This window comes from Paenibacillus sp. SJS-P3, from assembly GCF_056711585.1.
This window is the reverse complement of record NZ_CM160043.1, coordinates 2569372-2589840: the sequence shown is the minus strand read 5'-3', so window position 1 is coordinate 2589840 and position 20469 is coordinate 2569372. Positions and strand designations below refer to the sequence as shown.

Annotated in this window: 16 protein-coding genes; 10 read left to right on the top strand and 6 right to left on the bottom strand. The window is 59.9% G+C overall.

The annotated features are described in order from the left end of the window. Positions 1–43: 43 nt before the first annotated feature. On the bottom strand, positions 44–1114 hold the full coding sequence (locus AC06G8_RS11905; protein ID WP_480282965.1) for a permease: 1071 nt from the start codon (positions 1112–1114) through the stop codon (positions 44–46). Between the two features lie 182 nt (positions 1115–1296). Here AC06G8_RS11905 and selD point away from each other — a divergent pair, with 182 nt between their 5' ends. Both selD and mnmH read left to right on the top strand, forming a co-directional pair. After that, on the top strand, positions 1297–2346 hold the full coding sequence (selD, locus tag AC06G8_RS11900; RefSeq protein WP_480282964.1) for a selenide, water dikinase SelD: 1050 nt from the start codon (positions 1297–1299) through the stop codon (positions 2344–2346). 11 nt (positions 2347–2357) lie between these two features. Continuing rightward, positions 2358–3401 carry a tRNA 2-selenouridine(34) synthase MnmH gene (mnmH, locus tag AC06G8_RS11895; RefSeq protein ID WP_480282963.1) on the top strand — a complete coding sequence of 348 codons (1044 nt, stop codon included), beginning with the start codon at positions 2358–2360 and terminating at the stop codon, positions 3399–3401. 114 nt (positions 3402–3515) lie between these two features. Here the strand turns inward: mnmH and AC06G8_RS11890 are convergent, their stop codons facing one another. The 4 genes from AC06G8_RS11890 to AC06G8_RS11875 all read right to left on the bottom strand — a co-directional run bounded on the left by AC06G8_RS11890 (position 3516) and on the right by AC06G8_RS11875 (position 6854). Continuing rightward, the gene (locus AC06G8_RS11890) at positions 3516–4379 is read right to left on the bottom strand and encodes an SDR family oxidoreductase (RefSeq protein ID WP_480282962.1); all 864 of its coding nucleotides are present in this window, start codon (positions 4377–4379) and stop codon (positions 3516–3518) included. A gap of 81 nt (positions 4380–4460) precedes the next feature. Continuing rightward, on the bottom strand, positions 4461–5432 hold the full coding sequence (locus tag AC06G8_RS11885) for an electron transfer flavoprotein subunit alpha/FixB family protein (RefSeq protein WP_480282961.1): 972 nt from the start codon (positions 5430–5432) through the stop codon (positions 4461–4463). A 36-nt stretch (positions 5433–5468) separates the two neighbouring features. After that, on the bottom strand, positions 5469–6236 hold the full coding sequence (locus tag AC06G8_RS11880) for an electron transfer flavoprotein subunit beta/FixA family protein (RefSeq protein WP_447664153.1): 768 nt from the start codon (positions 6234–6236) through the stop codon (positions 5469–5471). 33 nt (positions 6237–6269) lie between these two features. Beyond that, positions 6270–6854: a TetR/AcrR family transcriptional regulator gene (locus tag AC06G8_RS11875; protein ID WP_480282960.1), complete on the bottom strand. Its 585-nt coding sequence runs from the start codon at positions 6852–6854 to the stop codon at positions 6270–6272. A gap of 359 nt (positions 6855–7213) precedes the next feature. On the opposite strand from AC06G8_RS11875, the gene AC06G8_RS11870 reads away from it, so the two are divergent. The 7 genes from AC06G8_RS11870 (at position 7214) to AC06G8_RS11840 (ending at position 19204) form a co-directional block, all read left to right on the top strand. Beyond that, the gene (locus AC06G8_RS11870; protein WP_480282959.1) at positions 7214–9481 is read left to right on the top strand and encodes a (Fe-S)-binding protein; all 2268 of its coding nucleotides are present in this window, start codon (positions 7214–7216) and stop codon (positions 9479–9481) included. A 157-nt stretch (positions 9482–9638) separates the two neighbouring features. Next, the gene (locus AC06G8_RS11865; RefSeq protein ID WP_480282958.1) at positions 9639–12038 is read left to right on the top strand and encodes a 3-hydroxyacyl-CoA dehydrogenase/enoyl-CoA hydratase family protein; all 2400 of its coding nucleotides are present in this window, start codon (positions 9639–9641) and stop codon (positions 12036–12038) included. A gap of 243 nt (positions 12039–12281) precedes the next feature. Further along, complete coding sequence (locus tag AC06G8_RS11860) at positions 12282–13466, top strand: acetyl-CoA C-acetyltransferase (protein WP_480282957.1); 1185 nt, start codon at positions 12282–12284, stop codon at positions 13464–13466. 145 nt (positions 13467–13611) lie between these two features. Continuing rightward, entirely contained in the window at positions 13612–15396 is a 1785-nt protein-coding gene (locus tag AC06G8_RS11855; protein WP_447664148.1) for an acyl-CoA dehydrogenase family protein, read from the top strand. Positions 15397–15421: 25 nt separating this feature from the next. After that, positions 15422–17113 carry an AMP-binding protein gene (locus AC06G8_RS11850; protein ID WP_480285428.1) on the top strand — a complete coding sequence of 564 codons (1692 nt, stop codon included), beginning with the start codon at positions 15422–15424 and terminating at the stop codon, positions 17111–17113. A gap of 26 nt (positions 17114–17139) precedes the next feature. Further along, on the top strand, positions 17140–17574 hold the full coding sequence (locus AC06G8_RS11845) for a PaaI family thioesterase (protein WP_480282956.1): 435 nt from the start codon (positions 17140–17142) through the stop codon (positions 17572–17574). 946 nt (positions 17575–18520) lie between these two features. Beyond that, the gene (locus AC06G8_RS11840) at positions 18521–19204 is read left to right on the top strand and encodes an NAD-dependent epimerase/dehydratase family protein (protein ID WP_447664146.1); all 684 of its coding nucleotides are present in this window, start codon (positions 18521–18523) and stop codon (positions 19202–19204) included. A gap of 36 nt (positions 19205–19240) precedes the next feature. Here the strand turns inward: AC06G8_RS11840 and AC06G8_RS11835 are convergent, their stop codons facing one another. Beyond that, the gene (locus tag AC06G8_RS11835) at positions 19241–19633 is read right to left on the bottom strand and encodes a hypothetical protein (RefSeq protein WP_480282955.1); all 393 of its coding nucleotides are present in this window, start codon (positions 19631–19633) and stop codon (positions 19241–19243) included. 59 nt (positions 19634–19692) lie between these two features. On the opposite strand from AC06G8_RS11835, the gene AC06G8_RS11830 reads away from it, so the two are divergent. After that, positions 19693–20436 carry a hypothetical protein gene (locus AC06G8_RS11830; RefSeq protein WP_480282954.1) on the top strand — a complete coding sequence of 248 codons (744 nt, stop codon included), beginning with the start codon at positions 19693–19695 and terminating at the stop codon, positions 20434–20436. Positions 20437–20469: the final 33 nt, after the last annotated feature.

Below are 20469 nucleotides of genomic sequence, written 5' to 3'. Positions count from 1 at the left end.
AAAAAGGCCGTCTCCGGGAGACGGCCTTTTTGGCATGATTCAGTTATAGGAAGAAGGAGCCGATGATGCCGCTCAGCACGCCGGCGGCGACGACCGACCCGAAGACAAGCCATAATACTTTGGCCGGGAATGCACGGCGGATCATCAGGAGCGACGGCAGGCTGACGGCAGGCAGCGTGATGAGCAGTGCGCCGGCTGCGCTGGCGCCGAAGCCGAGCGAGGTGAAAGCCTGCACGATCGGAATCTCGGCTGCAGTCGGAATGACGAACAGCGTGCCTGCGACAGCGAACAGAAGCAGCGTCAGGATCGTCATGCCTGTCCCTTCGCCGAGGCTCGGGAACAGCCAGGCGCGGGCGGCGCCGAGCAGCAGAACGGCGATGATGTATGCCGGAACGACGTTCAGCAGCATTTGGCCGAGGCTTCGCAGCCAGCGCAGCCAGAACGGACGGTCGTCGTCAGCCGGCACGGCGGAGAGGACCTGATCCTCCGGGATGGCGGCGTCCTTGACGAAGCGGTTCGCGAAGTAGCTCACGCCGAAGGTGATGGCGATGCCGAACAACAGGCGCAGCAGCGTGAACTTCCATGTGAGCACGAACGTCATGAAGATGAGCGTCGCCGGATTCAGCAGCGGATTGCCGAGCCAGAAGGCGAGGGCGGCGCCGGCGGAGACGTTTTTCTTGCGCAGGCCGACAGCGATCGGAGCGGCGCAGCAGGAGCACATCATGCCGGGCAGCGAGGCCAGGCCGCCGATGGCGGTGCTCTTGAAGCTGCGCCCGCCGAGAACGCGGAGCAGCCAGCCTGACGGAATCAGCACCTGGACGAGGGAACCGAGCAGAATGCCGAGCACGGCTGCTTTCCAGACGGCTTTATAATAAGCTTGGGCATAGTCCCATGCGGACTGCCAGGACGGAGACGGAATGCTTTCCGAGCCGCCGGTCAGGATCGAGCTGCCGATCGTATGCTCCGTGATGGCTTTCAACGCTTTTCCGTAATAAGGCCACCATTTTACATATGTCAGACCGGCGACGGCTATCAGGATGAATACGACAGCAAGCCAGACGGCTTTTTTGCCGTTCATCGCCGGACGCGGAAGAGTTCCTTGGGAAGGACTCATGGATACAACCTCCTATGATGAAATAGAAAACTTGATTATTATAGCATATCCCGCTATCCGTTCCTCCTTTTTTTTGAGGCGGTATGGCCAGGGAAGCGGAGCGAGGCGCGCCATTTTGGTTTTTGCGCGGCCTTGGCGTATACTTAAGGGAGTAAAGTACTAGCCATCTGGGAGGATGAACCATGCCGGAATCCAATATGATCAAATTGACCTCGCTCTCCACCAAAGGCGGCTGCGGCTGCAAAATCGGACCGTCCGACTTGTCGGAAGTGCTGAGGCAGCTGCCTCCGGCGCTGCCCAACGCCGATCTTCTCGTCGGCCTGGATACGAGCGACGACGCGGGGGTCTACCGGCTGAGCGACGAGCTTGCGCTCGTGCAGACGGTCGATTTCTTTACTCCGATCGTCGACGATCCGTATTCCTTCGGCCAGATCGCGGCTGCCAACGCCATCAGCGACATCTACGCGATGGGCGGGAAGCCGTTGACGGCACTCAATATCGTCGCATTTCCGATCGCGACGCTCGACAAAAGCATCCTCGCCGATATTCTCCGCGGAGCTGCCGACAAGCTTGCGGAAGCAGGCGCGACGCTCGTCGGGGGCCATTCCATCGACGACAAGGAGCCCAAGTTCGGCATGGCCGTCACCGGTCTCGTCCATCCTGGCCGCATCCGCACGAATGCCGGCTCCCGTCCGGGCGACAAGCTCATCCTGACGAAGCCGATCGGGGTAGGCATCTATACGACTTCGATCAAGAAAGACCGGTTGACGGAAAAAGATGTCGCCAAGGTGACTTCCGTCATGGCGGCGCTCAACCGCAAGGCGGCTGAGATCATGGACGGCTACGACGTCCATGCCTGCACCGATGTGACCGGCTTCGGCCTGCTCGGCCATGCTTCGGAGATGGCCAAAGGGAGCGGGGTCGGCCTGAACATCCGACGCAGCGACGTTCCGGTTCTGCCGCGCACCCGCGAGCTCGCCGAAGAAGGCTTCGTGCCGGGCGGAACGAGGAACAACTATGCGCATGTCCAGCCGGTTGTAACGTTCGGCCCGGAGCTCGACGAGCTCGACCGCCTCATCCTGTGCGACGCGGTGACTTCGGGAGGACTCCTCATTTCCGTTGCCGGGGAAAAAGCGGATTCTCTGCTCGGCGAGCTGCTTGCCGCAGGCCTTGAGGCGGCTGTCATCGGAGAAGCGGTCGACGACCATCACGGCATCATCGAAGTATCGTAAGGAGAGATTCCATGTTTCAGGATTTGACCGTGCAAGAGCTGAGAGCGAAGAGGGACTCGGGAGAGCTCGTCATCATCGACGTCCGCTCCCCGTCCGAATACGAGGAGTCCACGATTCCCGGAAGCATCAACATTCCCTTCTTCGACGACCGCGAACGGGCGGAGATCGGCACGCTGTACAAGCAGGCGAGCGTCCAGGAAGCGAAGAAGCGGGGGCTGGAGATCATTTCGGCCAAGCTGCCGGCATTCATTGCGCAGTTCGCGGCCATTCCCCAGAAGAAAGCCTTGTTCTGCTGGAGAGGGGGCATGCGGAGCCGGACGACGGCGACCTTGCTTTCCTTGATGGACATCCACGCTTACCGGCTGTCGGGCGGATTCCGCGAATACCGGCGCTGGGTCGTCGAGACGCTGGCGGAATTCTCCTTCGATCAGCGCGCCTATGTCATTCACGGCAATACGGGGACGGGCAAGACAGCGATTCTGTCCGAGCTTGAACGCCGCGGATTTCCGGTGCTGGATCTGGAAGGGATGGCGGGGCATCGCGGCTCCATCTTCGGCCAGATCGGGATGCGCGCCCACAACCAGAAGACGTTCGAGTCGCTGCTGCTTGAGCGGCTGATCGCCCTGCAGCATTCGCCCTACGTCATTATGGAGGCGGAAAGCCGCCGTATCGGTAAATGCGTGCTTCCCGAATTCCTCATGGAAGCCAAGGAAGCGGGAATTCCGATCCGGGTCGAGCTGCCGATCGAGGAGCGGATCCGGCATATTCTGGAGGATTACCGTCCGGAGGAGCACAAGCAGCAATGCATGGCCGCCTTCCGCGTCATCAAGTCAAGAATTCATACCCCTATCGCGGCGGAAATCGAGCAGAGCATCCTGAACGATGACTTCGGCCGCGCCGCGGAGCTGCTGCTGCGCGCCTATTACGATCCGCGCTACGAGCACGGCTCCGACCGGTATGACAGCGAAAATGAACGGTTCGTGCAGGCCGATTCGGCTGCCGCCGCCCTGGAGTCGATCATCGCGGCGCTCCCGGGAAGCGAAGTTCCGGTCTAGTTGCGCAGGAAAAAGCCCTCGCCGGGCAAAAGCTGGATCACGGCGAGGGCTTTTTTGCGCATGCAGCTGTTCCCGCAATGGCCGTAAGCTCCGAGCTGTAGGCGGGAATGGCATTTAATGATCTTTGCCGCCTTTGCGGGTAAGCTCGGCAAGCCGGTCCCACTGGTCCGCCGTCACCTCAAGCAGGCTGTTGAACTGTCCGGCTCCCTGGAGCCATTCGCCGCCGTCGATCGTGACGACCTCGCCGTTGAGATAAGAGGCGTAGTCGGAGACGAGAAATGCTGCCAGATCGGCAAGCTCTTGCTTGTCGCCCACACGCTTGAGCGGAATGCGGTCCGCCATGCGCTCGGCCAGCTCCGGCGTCGGAGCTAGCCTAGCCCATGCGCCCTCCGTCGGAAACGGACCTGGCGCGATGGCGACCTGGCGGATGCCGTAGCGCGCCCATTCCACCGCCAGCGAGCGGGTGAGCGCAAGCACCCCGGCTTTGGCGGCAGCCGACGGCGCCACGAACCCGGAGCCGGTCTCGGCATAGGTCGTGACGATGTTCAGCATCGTTCCGCCCCTTCCGGCTGCGATCCAGCGCTTGCCGAACTCAAGCGTCGCATAGAAGGTTCCGTGCAGCACGATGTTCAGCACGGCGTCGACGGCGCGGGGCGAGAGCCGCTCGGTCGGACTGATGAAGTTGCCGGCGGCATTGTTGACGAGCACATCGACGCCTCCGAAGCGCTCGTCCAAGGCATCCGCCAATGTGGATATGGAAGCGGGGTCCCGGACGTCGCAGCTTTGGACGAATACGTCATGGCCGGCCTCGCGGAACGCCTCGGCCGCTTCCTGCAGCTTCTCCTCGCGCCGTCCCGCGAGCGCGATGGAAGCTCCATGCATCGCGAAGCCTTCCGCCATCGCGCGTCCAAGTCCGGTCGCGCCGCCCGTCACGAGCACGGTTTTGCCTTTGAGCAGATCGGGTCGAAAAGGTCCCATAACAAGCTCCTCCTTAGGAATGATCCGTATCCATCGAAAAACCCGCCCGTACTGTCATCATCCGGGCGGGTTCACTTGCGTTTACGCGAGCACTTTGCGGAACTCTTCCGTCAGCAGCGGCACGACCTCGAACAGGTCGCCGACGATGCCGTAGTCGGCGACTTTGAAGATCGGGGCTTCCGGATCCTTGTTGATCGCGATGATGACGCGCGACTGGCTCATGCCGGCCAGATGCTGGATGGCTCCGCTGATGCCGCAGGCGATGTACACCTCCGGCGTGACGACCTTGCCGGTCTGGCCGATCTGCAGCGCATAGTCGCAGTAGCCGGCGTCGCAGGCTCCGCGGGAAGCGCCGACGGCGGCTCCGAGCACATCGGCCAGCTCTTCGAGAGGCTTGAAGCCGTCGGAGCTCTTCACGCCGCGTCCGCCCGAGATGACGATCTTCGCCTCGGACAGATCAACCTTGCCGCCGGCTTTGCGCACGACGTCCTTGACGATCGAGCGAAGATCGGTGGCTGGAGCGTAGTCGCGGTCGACCACTTCGGCCGGCGTTGCGGCCTGATCGGCAGGCGGAAGGTTGTTCGGCCGGACGGTGACGACGCCGGCGGCGCCGATGAAGGCTTTTTCCTCGAAGGCTTTGCCCGCGTAGAGCGGACGGGTATAGAGAGATCCGTCCGCGGAACCGCTTACAGCAATGACGTCGGAAATTTGGCCGGCTCCGAGATGGGCGGCTACAAGCGGCGCCAAATCCTTGCCTTCCGCGGTATGGCCGAGGAAGACGCGGCCGGGCTTCAGCTCGTCGAGAAGGCCTTGGACGGCTGCCAGATAAGCCGGAGCGTTGTAAGAGGCGAGATCCGGATGATCGACGGCGTAGACTTTGCCCGACACGTAAGCGGCCAGCTCGGAGGCGACCGGAATGATGCCGCTGCCGATGATGACGGCGTCGACAGGAGCGCCGCCAGCGGACTGGTTGGCGGCATGGACGGCTTCAAGCGATACCTGGCGCAATTTTCCTGCGCGGATTTCGGCGATGACAAGAACGGATTGGCTCATGGTTTAACCTCCTTGGATAGGAAAAAAAGGATGGGATCAGATCGCTTTGGCTTCCGTGCGCAGCAGCTCCACGAGGCGCGCGGCCTGCTCGGCCGGCGTTCCCTTGATCAGCTGGCCGGCTCCGCGCTCAGGCGGCAGGGAGAGACTCAGCCGTTTGGTCAGCGGAGCGATGGCGGCGGCGTCGACGCCGAGATCGTCCAAAGTCAGCGTCTGGAACGGCTTTTTCTTCGCCTTCATGATATTCGGCAACGACGGGTAGCGCGGCTCGTTCAAGCCTTGCTGGGCAGTGAACAGCGCCGGAAGCGACAGCTCGAGGGATTCCGTGTCGCCTTCGGCATCCCGCTTGACGCTGGCGGCCGTACCGTCGATGTCAAGGCTCGTGATGGAAGCGGCGTGGGGAATGCCGAGACCCGCGGCAAGCCGGACCGCGACTTGACCGCCGCCGGTATCGACGGAGAAGTTGCCTCCGAGGATGACGTCGTAGGCTTGCTTCGACAGATAGGCCTGGAGCAGGAAGGAAATGCCGGCTTCGTCGGATTCGATGCGTTCGTCGGAGATGAGCACCGCTTCGTCGGCTCCCATCGCCAGCGCCGAGCGGAGCGCTTCGGCTGCGCGGGCCGGCCCGACGGAGACGACGGTTACCGATCCGCCGTGCTTTTCCCGGAGCTGAAGCGCTTCCTCGACCGCATATTCATCGTAAGGGTTGATGACATATTTGACGCCGTCGTCCGAAACCTGGCCGTCCTGGATCACGATCCGTTCTTCCGTATCAAAGGTTTGCTTCAGCAGGCAGAAAATGTTCATCTCGATTCTCCTCCTCGAATGGTTGAATAGGTTTTATTTTTTGAGGCCATGCAGGAAAAATTCGACGGTTTTGTCGACTTGGGCGGTCAGGGAGAACTTCTGCCCGGATATGAGCCAAGAAGATACCGCCTCATCCATCGCTCCGAATATAAGATGCCGGGTCAGCTTGATGTCGAGATTGTCCCGGAACGCTCCTTCTCTCACCCCTTTTTCCAGAATCTGTTCAATGAGCTGGATGTAAGGCCGTACGGTCAGGCCGATCGCCTTGCGCAGCTCCAGCGAGCTCTGCCTCAGCTCGATCTGGGTCACGTACGCGAGATTGATGTTCTGCTCCAGGACGGAGTAGTGGATCTCGCATATGGCGCGCAGAGCTTCGTCGGCAGTCGCCGTATCCTCCAGCCGGGCTTCGAACCGTCCGACCAGATCCCCGAGCCTTTCCTCGAACAAGGAGATCAGGATATCTTCCTTCTTCTTGAAATATAAATAGATCGTGCCGTCGGCGACTCCAGCCTCCTTGGCGATTTTCGACACCTGCGAGCCGTGGAACCCGTTTTCGGCAATGACTTTTTGGGCGGCTTCCAGGATCTGATAATATTTTTCCGGCTTCCTACTTGTCATGATGGCACCTCGGTGGTAGTATTTACGTATGGTGAATGAATGCTCATTCATTTTCTTCATCTTAGGGGATATCACACGGATTGTCAACGATTTATCCGGAATTTAGACGCTTGGGCCGCATCGGCCACGCCGCCTTTCAGAAGGCGGACAATGCTTAGGATAAGAGAAGAAGAGGCAGGATATGTTCCTTCTTATTCCTAGTACTGGAGCGGAGGATTTGGAGACGTATGCAGCCGCGCCGGGACAGCATGATCAGGCGGGATACCACTAAGATTTTTTTGAACCGACCTTGTAAGCGCTTCATCTAAGATGCCTGGCGATCGGCCGGCGAAAGGAATTTGCAGAAAGGGTGAGTCGCAATGGCAGGACAGCTGATCAATCTCATCTTGTTTTTGGCTCTGACGGGCTGCGGCGTCTATCTGTTCTACAGGGCGGTCTACCACCGCTGGCTCTATATGAAGCTGGGGAAAAAGACAGCCGTCCCTCTCAAGGGAGAGGGCAGATGGGGCGAGTTCCTCGCTCAAGTATTCGGCCAGACGAAGCTGCTCAAGGATCCGCGCAGCGGCATCATGCATGTCGTCATCTTCTATGGATTCGTCATTCTGCAATTCGGAGCGCTCGACCTGATCATCAAAGGCCTTACGGCAGGCAAGCACCATCTGCCGGTTCCCGGCTACGACTGGTTCAGCCTCATGCAGGAAGTCACCGTATTCGCCATTCTGGCGGCAATGGGTTATGCGGCCTACCGCCGCTACGGCGAGAAACTCGCCCGTCTGAAGAGAGGGTGGAAGCCGAGCATCGTCGTCTTCTTCATCTTCGGACTGATGGCATCCGTCCTGTTCTCCCTTGCTTTCGAGCGGATCTGGCTCGGCATGGCATTTTCCGGCTACGCGCCGATCACCTCCGTGATGGCCGAAGGCATGCAAGGAATCGGAGCCGGAGCCGCGCATGTGCTGTTCATGGTTTCCTGGTGGGCGCATCTGGCCATCCTGCTCGCGTTTCTCGTGTACGTACCCCAATCGAAGCATTTCCATATCCTCACCGCTCCGGTCAACATCTATCTGCGCAAGCAGGAGCCGGCCGGAAGGCTGAGCAAGATCGATCTGGAAGACGAGGAAGCGGAATCGTTCGGCGTCGGCAAGATCGAGGAGTTCAATCAGAAGCAGATGCTCGACTTCTATGCCTGCGTGGAATGCGGCCGCTGCACGAATGTGTGCCCCGCATCCAATACCGGCAAGGCGCTCTCTCCGATGCACATGATCGTGAAGCTTCGCGACCACTTGATCGACAAGGGAGCGGCCGTCACCGGCAAATCCCCTTGGGTTCCCGAATTCGCCTTCGGAACAGGAAGCGCCGGAGGAGGCAAGGCGCATGCCTTTGTCCCTCGTTCCGCGGAAATGCCCGGCTCGCTGCTGGAGATGGCCGGAGGAAGCACGGAGGAGGTGGCGGCCGGCGCGGAAGCATCGGACTCCGTCGCATGGCAGGATCCCGGCGGCGCCATCACGGACATCAGGCCGACGATCGGCTGGCAGAAGGCTTCCTGGCATCAAGAGGAGCGCAGCCCGCAGGAAGTCGAGCTCATCGGCGAAGTCATGACGGAAGACGAGATTTGGGCGTGCACGACCTGCCGCAACTGCGAGGACCAATGTCCGGTCGGCAACGAGCATGTCGACAAGATCATCGATCTGCGCCGCCATCTCGTCCTGATGCAGGGCAGCGTGCCGCATGAAGGCCAGCGCGCGATGCAGAACATCGAGCGCCAAGGCAACCCGTGGGGAATCAACCGCAACGACCGCGTGAAATGGACCGGAGACGTGGAAGGGATCAGCGTTCCGCTCGTCAAGGAAAATCCGGAGTTCGACTATCTGTTCTTCGTCGGCTCCATGGGCTCCTATGATCTCCGCAGCCGCAAAATCTCAAGGGCCGTCGCCCGCCTGCTGAACGAATCCGGAATCCGCTTCGCGATTCTCGGCAACGAGGAGAGAAACTCCGGCGACACGCCGAGGCGCATGGGCAACGAGATGCTGTTCCAGCAGCTGTGCATGGAGAATATCGAGACGTTCCGGAAGTACGGAGTGACGAAGATCGTGACGGCATGCCCGCATACCTTCAACACGCTGAAGAACGAGTATCCGGACTTCGGTCTCGAAGGCGTGGAGGTGCTCCATCATACGCAGCTGTTCGACCTGCTGCTGAAGGAAGGCAAGCTGCAGCCGAAGCATGAGGTCAACGAGCGGATCACCTACCATGATTCCTGCTATCTGGGCCGCTACAACAACGTGTATGACGAGCCGCGCGATGTGCTGCGTGCCATTCCCGGCGTCGAGCTGGTGGAGATGGCGCGCAGCCGCGAGAACGGCATGTGCTGCGGAGCAGGCGGCGGCATGATGTGGATGGAGGAGACGGCTGGCAAGCGCGTCAACCTGGCGCGCACCGAGCAGGCGCTGGAAGTGAATCCGACGCTGATCAGCAGCGCGTGCCCGTACTGCCTGACGATGCTTGAGGACGGCACGAAGCTGAAGGAAGTCGATGACAAGGTGAAGGCGCGCGACATCGCCGAGATTCTCGAGGAAGCCGTATTCGGACGCGGAAGCGCTCCGGCCGGCAGCGAAGGGATGGCCGTATAACGCATGGAGGCAGCCAGAGCCAGCAGCATAAGGGTACGCGCACCTTAGCGGACCGTCCTTTCTATGATCGGCCATGAAGAGGAAGAGAAGCATCCGACCTGGGAAAAGAACCGTTCTTGAAAGCCGCACAAACCTTTATTCAAGGAGGCAAGCAACGATGAGCATTTCGATCCGCAAGGCCGCCGTCATCGGCTCCGGCATTATGGGTTCCGGCATTGCCGCCCATCTGGCCAACGCAGGCATACCGACGCTGCTCCTGGACATCGTGCCCAAGCAGCTCACCCCCGAGGAAGAGAAGAAAGGCCTGACCGCACAGCATCCGGCCGTCCGCAGCAGGCTGGCGACAAGCGCCATCGCCAAGCTGAAGAAGACGAATCCGGCACCTCTCTACGATCCGGCCTTCGCGGGCCGCATCACGCCGGGCAACCTGGAGGACGATCTCCACAAGATCGCGGATGTCGACTGGATCATCGAGGTCATCGTCGAAAACCTGGACGCGAAGCGCAGCCTGCTGGACCGCATCGAGCAGCACTGGAAGCCGGGAACGGTCGTAAGCTCCAACACTTCCGGCATCTCCATCAACGCGATGGCGGAAGGACGCAGCGAGCCGTTCCGCAAGTCGTTCATGGGCACTCATTTCTTCAATCCGCCCCGTTACATGAAGCTGCTGGAGATCATTCCGGCGGACGGAACGGATGCGGGGCTTGTGCAAGATATGAAAGCATTCGGAGAAACCGTCCTCGGCAAAGGCGTCGTCATCGCCAAGGACACCCCGAACTTCATCGCCAACCGGATCGGGACGTACGGACTGCTCGTGTCGCTGCAGGAAATGGAGAAGGGCGGCTTTACCGTCGAGGAAGTGGATGCGATCACCGGGCCGGCTATGGGACGTCCAAAGAGCGCCACATTCCGCACGCTTGATCTCGTCGGCCTCGATACGTTCATCCATGTCGCAGACAACGTCCGCCTGAACGTGGACAACGAGGCCGAGCGCAAGGCGTTTACGCCTCCCGCCGCTCTGACGCAGCTCGTCGAGCGTGGCTGGCTGGGCGAGAAATCCGGCCAGGGCTTCTATTTGAAGCGCAAAGGAGAAGGCGGCAAGAGCGAGATTCTGTCGATCGATCTCGGCACGCTGGAGTATACGCCGCAGAAAAAAGCGGCTTCCGGCTCCCTTGAAGCGGCGAAGAGCGTCAAAGGCGCCCGCGAAAAGACGAAGGCTCTCATCGGCGCCGGAGACAAGTATTCGGAGCTGGCCTGGAATATTTTGAAGCAGGTTCTGGTCTATTCCGCCGACAAGGTCGGGGAGATCGCCGACTCCATCCAGGAGATCGACGAAGCGATGAAATGGGGCTTCAATTGGGAGCTGGGGCCGTTCGAGACGTGGGATGCCATCGGGCTGGCGAAATCGGTGCAGCGGATGGAGAAGGAAGGCCTCGCCGTTCCGGCATGGGTCAAGGAATGGATCGAAGCCGGCCATGCGAGCTTCTACAAGAAAGACAACGGCAAGCGCTTCTATGTGAGCGGCAGCCAGTATAAGGAAGTGGAAGCCCCTGTTCAAGAGATCGATCTGCGCTCGCTCAAGGAGCAGAACAAGGTCGTCAAATCCAATACAGGCGCCAGCCTGATCGATATCGGCGACGGCGTCGTCTGCCTGGAATTCCATTCCCCGAACAACGCCATCGGCGACGATATCCTGACGATGATCCAGCAGAGCGCGGAGGAAGTCCGGCGCAACTGGAACGGTCTCGTCCTGGCGAACCAGGGCCGCAACTTCTGCGTCGGCGCGAATCTGATGCTGCTGCTCATGGAAGCGCAGGACGAGGAATGGGATGAAGTCGACGAGATCATCAACCTGTTCCAGCAGAGCATGTATAAGCTGAAGCGGCTGGAGAAGCCGGTCGTCGCGGCTCCCCACCGGATGACGCTCGGCGGCGGCGTCGAAGCCTGCATGCCGGCGGACCAAGTCATCGCCGCGGCTGAGACTTATTACGGCCTCGTCGAAGTCGGCGTCGGCCTCATCCCCGCCGGCGGCGGCTGCAAGGAATTCGCCTTGCGCGTCAGCAAGCAGGCCGGGCATCCGGAAGCGGATCTGCTGCCTCTGCTCGGCCATGTGTTCGAGACGGTCGGATCGGCGAAGGTATCCTCTAGCGGCCATGATGCCAAGCGGCTCGGCTACCTCCGCACGAACGACCGCATCGTGCCGAACGCCGACCATCTGATCTACGAAGCGAAGCAGGCTGTCCTGCAAATGGCTGCGGACGGCTACACGCTGCCTCCGGAAGAGAAGATCCGCATCGCCGGCGCCGAAGGCAAGGCCGCTCTGCAGCTCGCGGCGATCGGCATGAAGGAAGGCGGCTACATCAGCGACCACGACCTCCTCATCGCCAAGAAGCTGGCGCATGTGCTGAGCGGCGGCGACTTGCCGGCCGGCACGCTCGTATCAGAGCAGTATCTGCTCGATCTGGAGCGCGAAGCCTTCCTCAGCCTGACAGGCGAGCCGAAGACCCAGGCCCGCATGCAGCATATGCTCTCTAAAGGCAAGGCTTTGCGGAACTGAGCTCCTTCATGACGAAGGATGAAATTGCGTTCATGCGCGAAGAAGGATGATTTTGTGGGAACGCAGGAAATGAAAGTGCCCTGTAGAAGCGGAGCGTTCGCATTTGCAGCCGGATTTCCGCATTCATGTGGAATCAAAGAAATCCGGGGGCAAGAGCGATCGGAAGGGCCTTTCATTTCCGGAGTCGGATGCACAGCAAGCTTGAACGTGCAAGCATGCCTGACCACTAAGGAGCGTGAAGTCATGAGAGAAGCGGTAATCGTATCCATGGCCCGGACGGCGATCGGCAAAGGCAAGAAAGGCAGCCTTCGCCAAACCCGCGCGGACGACCTCGGCAAAATCGTGCTGCAGGAAGTTGTCGAGCGGGCGCCGGGGCTCAAGAAAGAAGATGTGGAGGATATCATCATCGGCTGCGCGATGCCCGAAGGGGAGCAGGGGCTCAACTTCGCCCGCATCATGTCGCTGTATGCAGGCTTTCCGGTGACGGTGCCGGCGCTGACCGTCAACCGGTTCTGCTCCTCCGGCCTGCAATCGATCGCCTTCGCGGCGGAGCGCATCATGACCGGCAACGCGGATGTGGTGATCGCCGGCGGGGTGGAGAGCATGAGCCACGTTCCGATGACCGGCTTCAAAATTTCCCCGAATCCGAAAATCGTCGACGAATACCCGGAAGTCTATATCGGGATGGGGCATACGGCCGAGCGCGTCGCCGAAAAGTTCGGCGTCAGCCGCGAGGACCAGGACCGCTTCGCCGCCCGCTCCCATGAGAAGGCGGCTGCAGCCATCGCCGCAGGCAAGTTCTCCGATGAGATCGTCCCGGTCGAAGCGGAGCTCAAGTCCATGGAAGACAGCGGCAAAGTGAAAATCGAGAAATTCGTCTTCAACACCGATGAAGGCGTCCGCGTCGATACGACGCCGGATACGCTCGGCAAGCTGCGCCCCGCGTTCAAGCTGAACGGCTCGGTGACAGCGGGCAACTCCTCGCAGATCAGCGACGGAGCGGCTGCGGTCGTCATCATGAGCCGCGAGAAAGCCGACGAGCTCGGTCTGAAACCTCTGGCGACGTTCCGTTCGTTCGCCCTTGCGGGCGTCGAGCCGGAAATCATGGGCGTAGGCCCGGTCGAGGCGATTCCAAAGGCGCTGAAGCGCGCCGGCATTTCCCAGGAGCAGGTCGATCTCTATGAAATCAATGAAGCGTTCGCCTCCCAGTGTCTTCATATCATCCGCGAGCTCGGCATCGACGAGGAGAAGGTCAACGTCAACGGCGGCGCGATCGCGCTCGGCCATCCGCTCGGCTGCACCGGCACGAAGATCAGCGTCTCGCTGATCAACGAGCTGCGCCGCAGAGGCGGAGGCTACGGCGTCGTATCGATGTGCATCGGCGGCGGCATGGGCGCGGCAGGCGTCTTCGAAGTCCATCCCGCTTGAGCAGGCAGACAACAGGCAAGGGATGCCGAACCGGGGCGTCCAGACGGCTGAGGCGGAGAAGCATTCCGCTGCCGGACGCACTGCGATGAGGAAATCCGAAGGCAGCATGGCTCACCAATCCAACCCATTCCAAGGAGCGATTATCATGACGACCAAAAGCAAAGTGCTGGGCGGAAGCTTCATCATCGAGGATATCGATGCGAGCAGCATTGTCATCCCGGAGGAAATAACCGAAGAGCAGCGCATGATCGCCGAGACGACGGAGGATTTCGTCGCGGGCGAGATCGCGCCTTTCGACGAGGCGATCGAGAAGCTCAATTATGAGCTGACGGTCGAAAAGCTGCGCAAAGCCGGAGAGCTCGGCCTGCTGGGAGCAGATGTGCCGGAAGCCTACGGCGGCCTCGGGCTCGACAAGGTCAGCTCGACGCTGATCAGCGAGAAAATGACGAAGGCATCGGCGTTCGCCCTGTCTGCCGGCGCGCATGTCGGCATCGGCACGCTGCCGATCGTCTATTTCGGCAATGAAGACCAGAAGCAGAAGTATCTGCCCAAGCTCTCGACCGGCGAGCTGGTCGCGGCTTACTGCCTGACGGAGCCGTCCTCCGGATCCGACGCTCTCGGCGCCAAAGCGACGGCCGTCCTGAGCGAGGACGGCAAGCATTATGTGCTGAACGGCACGAAACAGTTCATTACGAACGCCGGCTTCGCCGACGTGTTCATCGTGTACGCCAAGGTGGACGGCAAGGACTTCAGCACGTTCATCGTCGAGCGTTCGATGGAAGGCGTAAGCATCGGTCCGGAAGAGAAGAAAATGGGCATCAAAGGCTCCTCGACCTGTCCGCTCATTCTGGAGGACGTCAAGGTGCCGATCGAAAACCTGCTGTGGGAAGTCGGCAAGGGCCATCTGATCGCCTTCAACATCCTCAACATTGGCCGCTACAAGCTGGCCGTCGGCTGCGTAGGCTCCTCCAAGGACGCTATCGAATACTCGGCCAAATACGCGAATGAACGCACCCAGTTCGGCCGTCCGATCAGCAGCTTCCCGCTCGTGGCGAAAAAGCTGGCCGACATGAACATCCGCACGTACGTCATGGAGTCGATGGTCTACCGCACGGCTGGCCTGTTCGACGTCGGACTCGCCGACGTGGACTATTCCGCTGCCGACGTCGGCTATCAGTCCGCCAAGGCGATCGCGGAATACCAGCTGGAATGCTCCATCAACAAGGTGTTCGCCTCCGAAGGCCTCGACTTCGTCGCCGACGAAGGGGTGCAGATCCACGGCGGCTACGGCTTCACCCAGGAATACCGCGTCGAGCGCATCTACCGCGATTCCCGCATCAACCGCATCTTCGAGGGCACGAATGAAATCAACCGGCTGCTCATTCCCGGCACGCTCATCAAGCGCGCGATGAAGGGCGAGCTGCCTCTCATGCAGAAAGCGATGAAGCTGCAGGGCGAGCTGCTGGAAATGCGCTCCTCGCTCGGCGAGAAGTTCGAGGGCACGCTGGAGCTGGAAGCTCATCTGCTCTCCAACGCCAAGAAAATCTTCCTGATGGCCGGCGCAGGAGCCGTCCAGAAATACCAGATGAAGCTGGATCAGGAGCAGGAAATACTGAGCAACCTGGCCGACATCATGATCTCGATCTTCGCGATGGAAAGCGCCGTTCTCCGCACCCAAAAGCGCATTTCGCTCCAAGGCGGAGCGAAAGCTCAGCTCGGCGTCGACATGACGACCGTATTCGTGCAGGAGGAGTTCGCCCGCATCGCGGAGCTTGCGAAGGAAACGCTCGCCGCCATGGAATCCGGGGATACGCTCCGCACGCAGCTGTCCGTGCTGAAAAAGCTGACGAAGTCGAATCCGGCCAATACGGTGCAGCTGAAGCGCCGCATTGCTTCACGCGTCATCGAAGCCGAGCGATACGTTCCTTAATCGGGCAGGAAATGGGGTGAACGGCATGTCAAACCGGCCATGGCTCAGCCATTATCCCGCCGAAGTACCGCCGACCTACGACTACCCGGATCAGAACCTGGCGGAATTCCTGGTCCAGACCGCCCGCAAGCATCCAAAGCGCACCGCGCTGGAATTCATGGGAGCCCGCATCTCCTACGAGAGTTTATTGAATCAAACGTACCGCTTCGCGAACGCCATGAACGGGCTCGGTCTCCGCAAGGGAGACCGGGTCGCAGTCATGCTTCCCAACTGCCCACAGGCCGTCATCGCCTATTATGGCGTCCTGCTCGCAGGAGGCATCGTCGTCATGACGAATCCGCTGTACATGCCTCGGGAGCTGGAGCATCAGATGACGGACAGCGGTGCGAAAATCATCGTCACCTTGGATCAGCTCGTCGGCCGCGTGAAGCAATCGACGGCCAAACAGCCGATAGAGCGGATCATCGTCACTTCCGTAGCGGATTATCTGTCCTTTCCGAAAAACCTGCTCTATCCGATCAAGGCCAAAAAGGACGGCACGCCGATTCCTTCCATCGACTATGACGGCGAGGAGCTGATCTCCTTCCGCAAGCTGCTGAAGCAATCGGAGCCCAAGCCGCCCGGAGTGCCGATCGACGCCCGCAACGATTTGGCTCTGATCCAGTATACGGGCGGCACGACGGGCTTCGCCAAGGGCGTCATGCTTACCCATCGCAATCTGATCGCCAATACGATCCAGTCCAAGCTGTGGAACTATAGGGCCGGAGGCCCGGAAGAGCGCTATCTCGCCGCGCTGCCCTTTTTCCACGTCTTCGGCATGACCGTGCTGCTCAACCAGGGCATCCTGAACGGCTCGACGCTTGACCTGCTCCCAAGGTTCGAGATCAAGCAGGTGCTCCGTGCGATCGCCAAAAACAAAGCTACTGTCTTTCCTGGCGCGCCGACGATGTACATTGCCGTCATCAATTATCCCGATATCAGGAATTATGATCTTTCGTCGATCAAAGCTTGCATCAGCGGGGCAGCCTCGCTGCCGCTCGAGGTGCAGGAGAGATTCGAGCAGCTCACGGGAGGCAAGCTGATCGAAGGGTACGGCCTTACGGAGGCGTCGCCGGTCACGCATGCGAACAATATCTGGGAGAAGCGCAAGCCGGGCTCCATCGGCATTCCTTTCCCTGATACGGAAGCCAAGATCGTCCATCCCGATACCGGGGAGGACGTCGAGGCCGGCGAGATCGGAGAGCTGATCGTCCGCGGGCCGCAGGTTATGTCCGGCTATTGGAACCGTCCCGAGGATACGGCGGGCACGATCAAGAACGGCTGGCTCTATACGGGCGATCTCGGCCGGATGGATGCGGACGGCTATTTCTTCATCTTGGACCGGCGCAAGGATCTCATCATCGCGGGAGGGTATAATATCTATCCCCGCGAGGTGGAGGAAGTGCTGTTCGAGCATCCCGACGTCGAGGAAGCGATCGTCGCCGGCATCAACGACCCTTACCGGGGAGAGACGGTGAAGGCTTATATCGTTCTCAGAAGCGGCGCGCAGGAGGATCCTCAGGCGTTGAAGGCGTTTTGCAAGGAAAGGCTTGCCGCCTACAAAGTGCCCAAGGTGTACGAGTTCCGCGCGGCGCTGCCCAAGACGCTCGTCGGCAAGGTGCTTCGGCGCAAGCTGATCGAGGAAGAGCAGGAGAAGGAGAAAACGGCAAAGGATTGAAGCGCCGTCTGAAAGGAGAACGCCGGATGGACAAAAACTTGGAAGCGGATTCAACAATCCTGGCCAAACAAATGGCGATCTGGGAGGAAGCGGCCAAAGAATCGTTCTGGGGCTTTCTGGGCGCTGAGATGCAGCAGCTGGAAAACGGCAAATGCGTCGTCTACCTCGATGTCCAGCCGCATCATATGAACCTGATCGGCATTCTGCATGGCGGGGTATATGCGACGCTGATCGATTCCGCGATGGGGATGGCCGCGATGGCGGCCCATCCGGAGACGGCTGTCGTGACGACGAACCTGAACCTTAATTATGTCTCGCCGATCAGGGAAGGGCGGCTGGTCGTCTCGGCCGAGATCGTCCATCAATCCCGCAAGATGATCAGCACGCAGGCATACGCTCGCACGGAGCAAGGGGACTTATGCGCCTTCGGCACCGGAACCTTCCGCGTGCTCGGCAAGTAGGCTGCCTGCATCGCTCTGATTTCACCGCTTCTGCCGCCGCAGAAGCGGTTTTTGCGTTTGCTTGAGCTTATTGAAGGTAGCCATGAAGCTACCGAGCTTGACCGGTCTGGAGCTTCTGCGGCAGAAGCAGCCAAACAAGCTGGGAAAACCGTCTTACTCGCTGCTCATGCGGCAGAAGCAGTCGAAAGCAAGAAATAAGCGGAAAAACCGTCTTACTCGGAGCATCTGTGGATGAAGCAGCGAATAAGCCGAAAAAACCGTCTAACTCGGAGCTTCTGAGGCAGAAGCAGCCAAATAAGCCGAATAAATCGTCTAATTCAGAGCTTCTGGGGCAGAAGAAGCCAAATAAGCGGATAAAACCGTCTTACTCGGAGCATCTGAGGATGAAGCAGCGAAATAAGCAGAAAAAATCGTCTAACTCGGAGCCTCTGCAGTAGAAATGGGCAAATAAGCCGAAAAAACCGTCTAACTCGGAGCCTCTGTAGCAGAAGGAGTGAATTAAGCTGAAAAAACCGTCTAACTCAGAGCTACTGGGTTAGAAGCAGCCAAATAAGCGGAAAAAACCGTCTAACTCGGAGCTTCTGAGGCAGAAGCAGCCAAATAAGCCGAAAAAATCGTCTAACTCAGAGCTTCTGGGGCAGAAGAAGCCAAATAAGCGGAAAAAACCGTCTTACTTGGGAAAACCGTCTAACTCGGAGCTACTGTGGCAGAAGCAGCCCAATAAGAGGGGATAACCGTCTAACTCGGAGCTACTGTGGCAGAAGCAGCCAAACAAGCGGGAAGACCCGTCTAACTTGGCTTTCGGGCCTTTTGTTGCTCGGCGAGCCTGCATCCGAACCCTTTTGATTCTCCTGCACGTCTGTTCCAAGTAGAGGCGCAAATTGCTTTCTAAGCGGCGAAATGAAAAAATAGATGGAGATCATGGGTCAGGAAAGGAGATCGCAATATGGGAGAAACTGCGGTTGTTGCAGGAGGAACCGGCCTAGTCGGCCGCGAGCTGCTCAAGCTGCTGCTTGCCGGAGGCCGCTACGCCAACGTCATTGCGATCGGACGCCGTCCAACGGGGCTGTCGGATCCGAGGCTTGAGGAGAGGACGATGGAATCCGGCCAGCCGGAGCAATGCCTCGAAGGCATTACGGGAGGCTACGACCTGTTCATCGCCACGGGCACGACGATCAAGAAAGCGGGTACGCAGGAAGCGTTTCGACGGGTGGATTACGAGCTTCCGCTGCGGCTTGCCGAAATGGCGGCTTCGCAGGGAGCCGGCGCGCTTGTGATCGTATCGTCGATCGGCGCTTCGCCGGGCTCCCGGTATTTCTATCTTCGGGTCAAGGGCGAGCTGGAGCGGCAGCTGGAAAAGCTAAGCCTCCGGCGTCTGATCCTGCTCAGGCCGTCCCAGCTGCTCGGGGAGCGCCAGGAGCGGCGGCCGGGAGAGAAATGGGCAGCAGCGCTTGCGCAGCCGCTGTCGGGGCTGATGGTCGGCAAGCTGGCCCGCTACCGGCCCGTTCATGCGGCGACGGTTGCGTCCGCCATGCTGGAGGCGGCGAAGAGCGCTCCCGCTGGAGTGACGGTGCTGGAGTCACAGCAGATTGCCGCCATCGGCTCGTACGGATGGGGGGCGGACGAATGACAGCATTCCGCAAGGCTGCATTCTGCGCGGCTGCGATCATGCTCGCGACGTCTCTCTCCGCCTGCAGCGGCGGAGACAACAAAACCGGCTCGTCAGGAGGAAGCACGGACATGGATGGAACTGCGACCATCCCATCCTCGCCTGATCCGAGCAATGGCGGACAGGAGCCGCCTGCATCGCCGTCACAAACAGCGAGCGCGCCAATGACGCCTGAATCGCCTTCTCCGTCAACGAGCGCTCCAAATGCGGCAGAATCGCCTTCACCGTCAACGAGCGCGCCAAATGCGGCAAAATCGCCGTCACCGTCAACGAGCGCGCCAAATGCGGCAAAATCGCCGTCACCGTCAGCGAGCGTGCCGAAGCCGGCAGAATCGCATTCACCGTCAGCGAGCGTGCCGAAGCCGGCTGCGTCCGGAAAACCGTCCGCATCGCCGTCGCCTAATTCCGGGAGCTCCGCATCAGCGGCTCCTGCTCTTGGAGAGAATTCCTTGTCCCCCTACTTCAGCTTTGCCGACGAGACGGGAACGAAGCTGATGATCGTGCCGGATATCCGGGGAGAGATCGATCCGGATGTCCTCTCTTCGATCAAGACCGCAGCGGGAGCAGGCGGCAGGACGCTGCCGGTGTCTTACGCGGGAGTGCAGCAAGGAGACGAGAAGGATAACGGGAGGCAGACGGCATCCAACTTTGTCCATATGAAGGGATACGTGTTCCAGGTTGAAAAAGGGACTGCAAAGCTGAACGCCACCTATTATATGCTTCGCGGCCAAGCCGCTCCAGATGCATTCTTCCCGGTCGAGGAAAGGAAGGATGCCAAGCCGGACGCCTCTCTGTTGAAGGCCATTGCCCAAGAAAAAAAGCGCAAGGTCGACCAGGCTTGGACGATCGGCCGGATCGACAGGAACGGAAATTCTGTGGATCTGCTGCTGATCCAGTTCGTGCGGGATCAAAAAAGCATGCTGGCGAGCCTCGTTCTCGTACCGGAGGAATCGAAACCCCTTTACAAGGACTTCCCGGCGGATTATGATGAAAATTCTACGTGGACCGTGGATGACGGCGGCAGCATGAGCCCGGAATCCTTTTCCTTGCGCTTTGCCGCGCGTACCGGCGAAGGCATGGTTCTGGGCATGGAATGGAATGCCGCCGAGGGCAGCAATTCCTTTTTGCTGCAAGCCGATTCCGGCAAGCTGGCCGATCTCGGCATCGGCGGCGGAAGATACATGAGTCCATGACGGGGCATGACGCTGCCCCGCAGAAATCTAGAA

What these genes read in the sequence shown, in the direction of transcription:
- AC06G8_RS11905 (WP_480282965.1), bottom strand. Translation starts at nt 1,114, where the DNA reads ATGAGTCCTTCCCAAGGAACTCTTCCGCGTCCGGCGATGAACGGCAAA.
- selD (WP_480282964.1), top strand. Translation starts at nt 1,297, where the DNA reads ATGCCGGAATCCAATATGATCAAATTGACCTCGCTCTCCACCAAAGGC.
- mnmH (WP_480282963.1), top strand. Translation starts at nt 2,358, where the DNA reads ATGTTTCAGGATTTGACCGTGCAAGAGCTGAGAGCGAAGAGGGACTCG.
- AC06G8_RS11890 (WP_480282962.1), bottom strand. Translation starts at nt 4,379, where the DNA reads ATGGGACCTTTTCGACCCGATCTGCTCAAAGGCAAAACCGTGCTCGTG.
- AC06G8_RS11885 (WP_480282961.1), bottom strand. Translation starts at nt 5,432, where the DNA reads ATGAGCCAATCCGTTCTTGTCATCGCCGAAATCCGCGCAGGAAAATTG.
- AC06G8_RS11880 (WP_447664153.1), bottom strand. Translation starts at nt 6,236, where the DNA reads ATGAACATTTTCTGCCTGCTGAAGCAAACCTTTGATACGGAAGAACGG.
- AC06G8_RS11875 (WP_480282960.1), bottom strand. Translation starts at nt 6,854, where the DNA reads ATGACAAGTAGGAAGCCGGAAAAATATTATCAGATCCTGGAAGCCGCC.
- AC06G8_RS11870 (WP_480282959.1), top strand. Translation starts at nt 7,214, where the DNA reads ATGGCAGGACAGCTGATCAATCTCATCTTGTTTTTGGCTCTGACGGGC.
- AC06G8_RS11865 (WP_480282958.1), top strand. Translation starts at nt 9,639, where the DNA reads ATGAGCATTTCGATCCGCAAGGCCGCCGTCATCGGCTCCGGCATTATG.
- AC06G8_RS11860 (WP_480282957.1), top strand. Translation starts at nt 12,282, where the DNA reads ATGAGAGAAGCGGTAATCGTATCCATGGCCCGGACGGCGATCGGCAAA.
- AC06G8_RS11855 (WP_447664148.1), top strand. Translation starts at nt 13,612, where the DNA reads ATGACGACCAAAAGCAAAGTGCTGGGCGGAAGCTTCATCATCGAGGAT.
- AC06G8_RS11850 (WP_480285428.1), top strand. Translation starts at nt 15,422, where the DNA reads ATGTCAAACCGGCCATGGCTCAGCCATTATCCCGCCGAAGTACCGCCG.
- AC06G8_RS11845 (WP_480282956.1), top strand. Translation starts at nt 17,140, where the DNA reads ATGGACAAAAACTTGGAAGCGGATTCAACAATCCTGGCCAAACAAATG.
- AC06G8_RS11840 (WP_447664146.1), top strand. Translation starts at nt 18,521, where the DNA reads ATGGGAGAAACTGCGGTTGTTGCAGGAGGAACCGGCCTAGTCGGCCGC.
- AC06G8_RS11835 (WP_480282955.1), bottom strand. Translation starts at nt 19,633, where the DNA reads ATGCGGACGGTTTTCCGGACGCAGCCGGCTTCGGCACGCTCGCTGACG.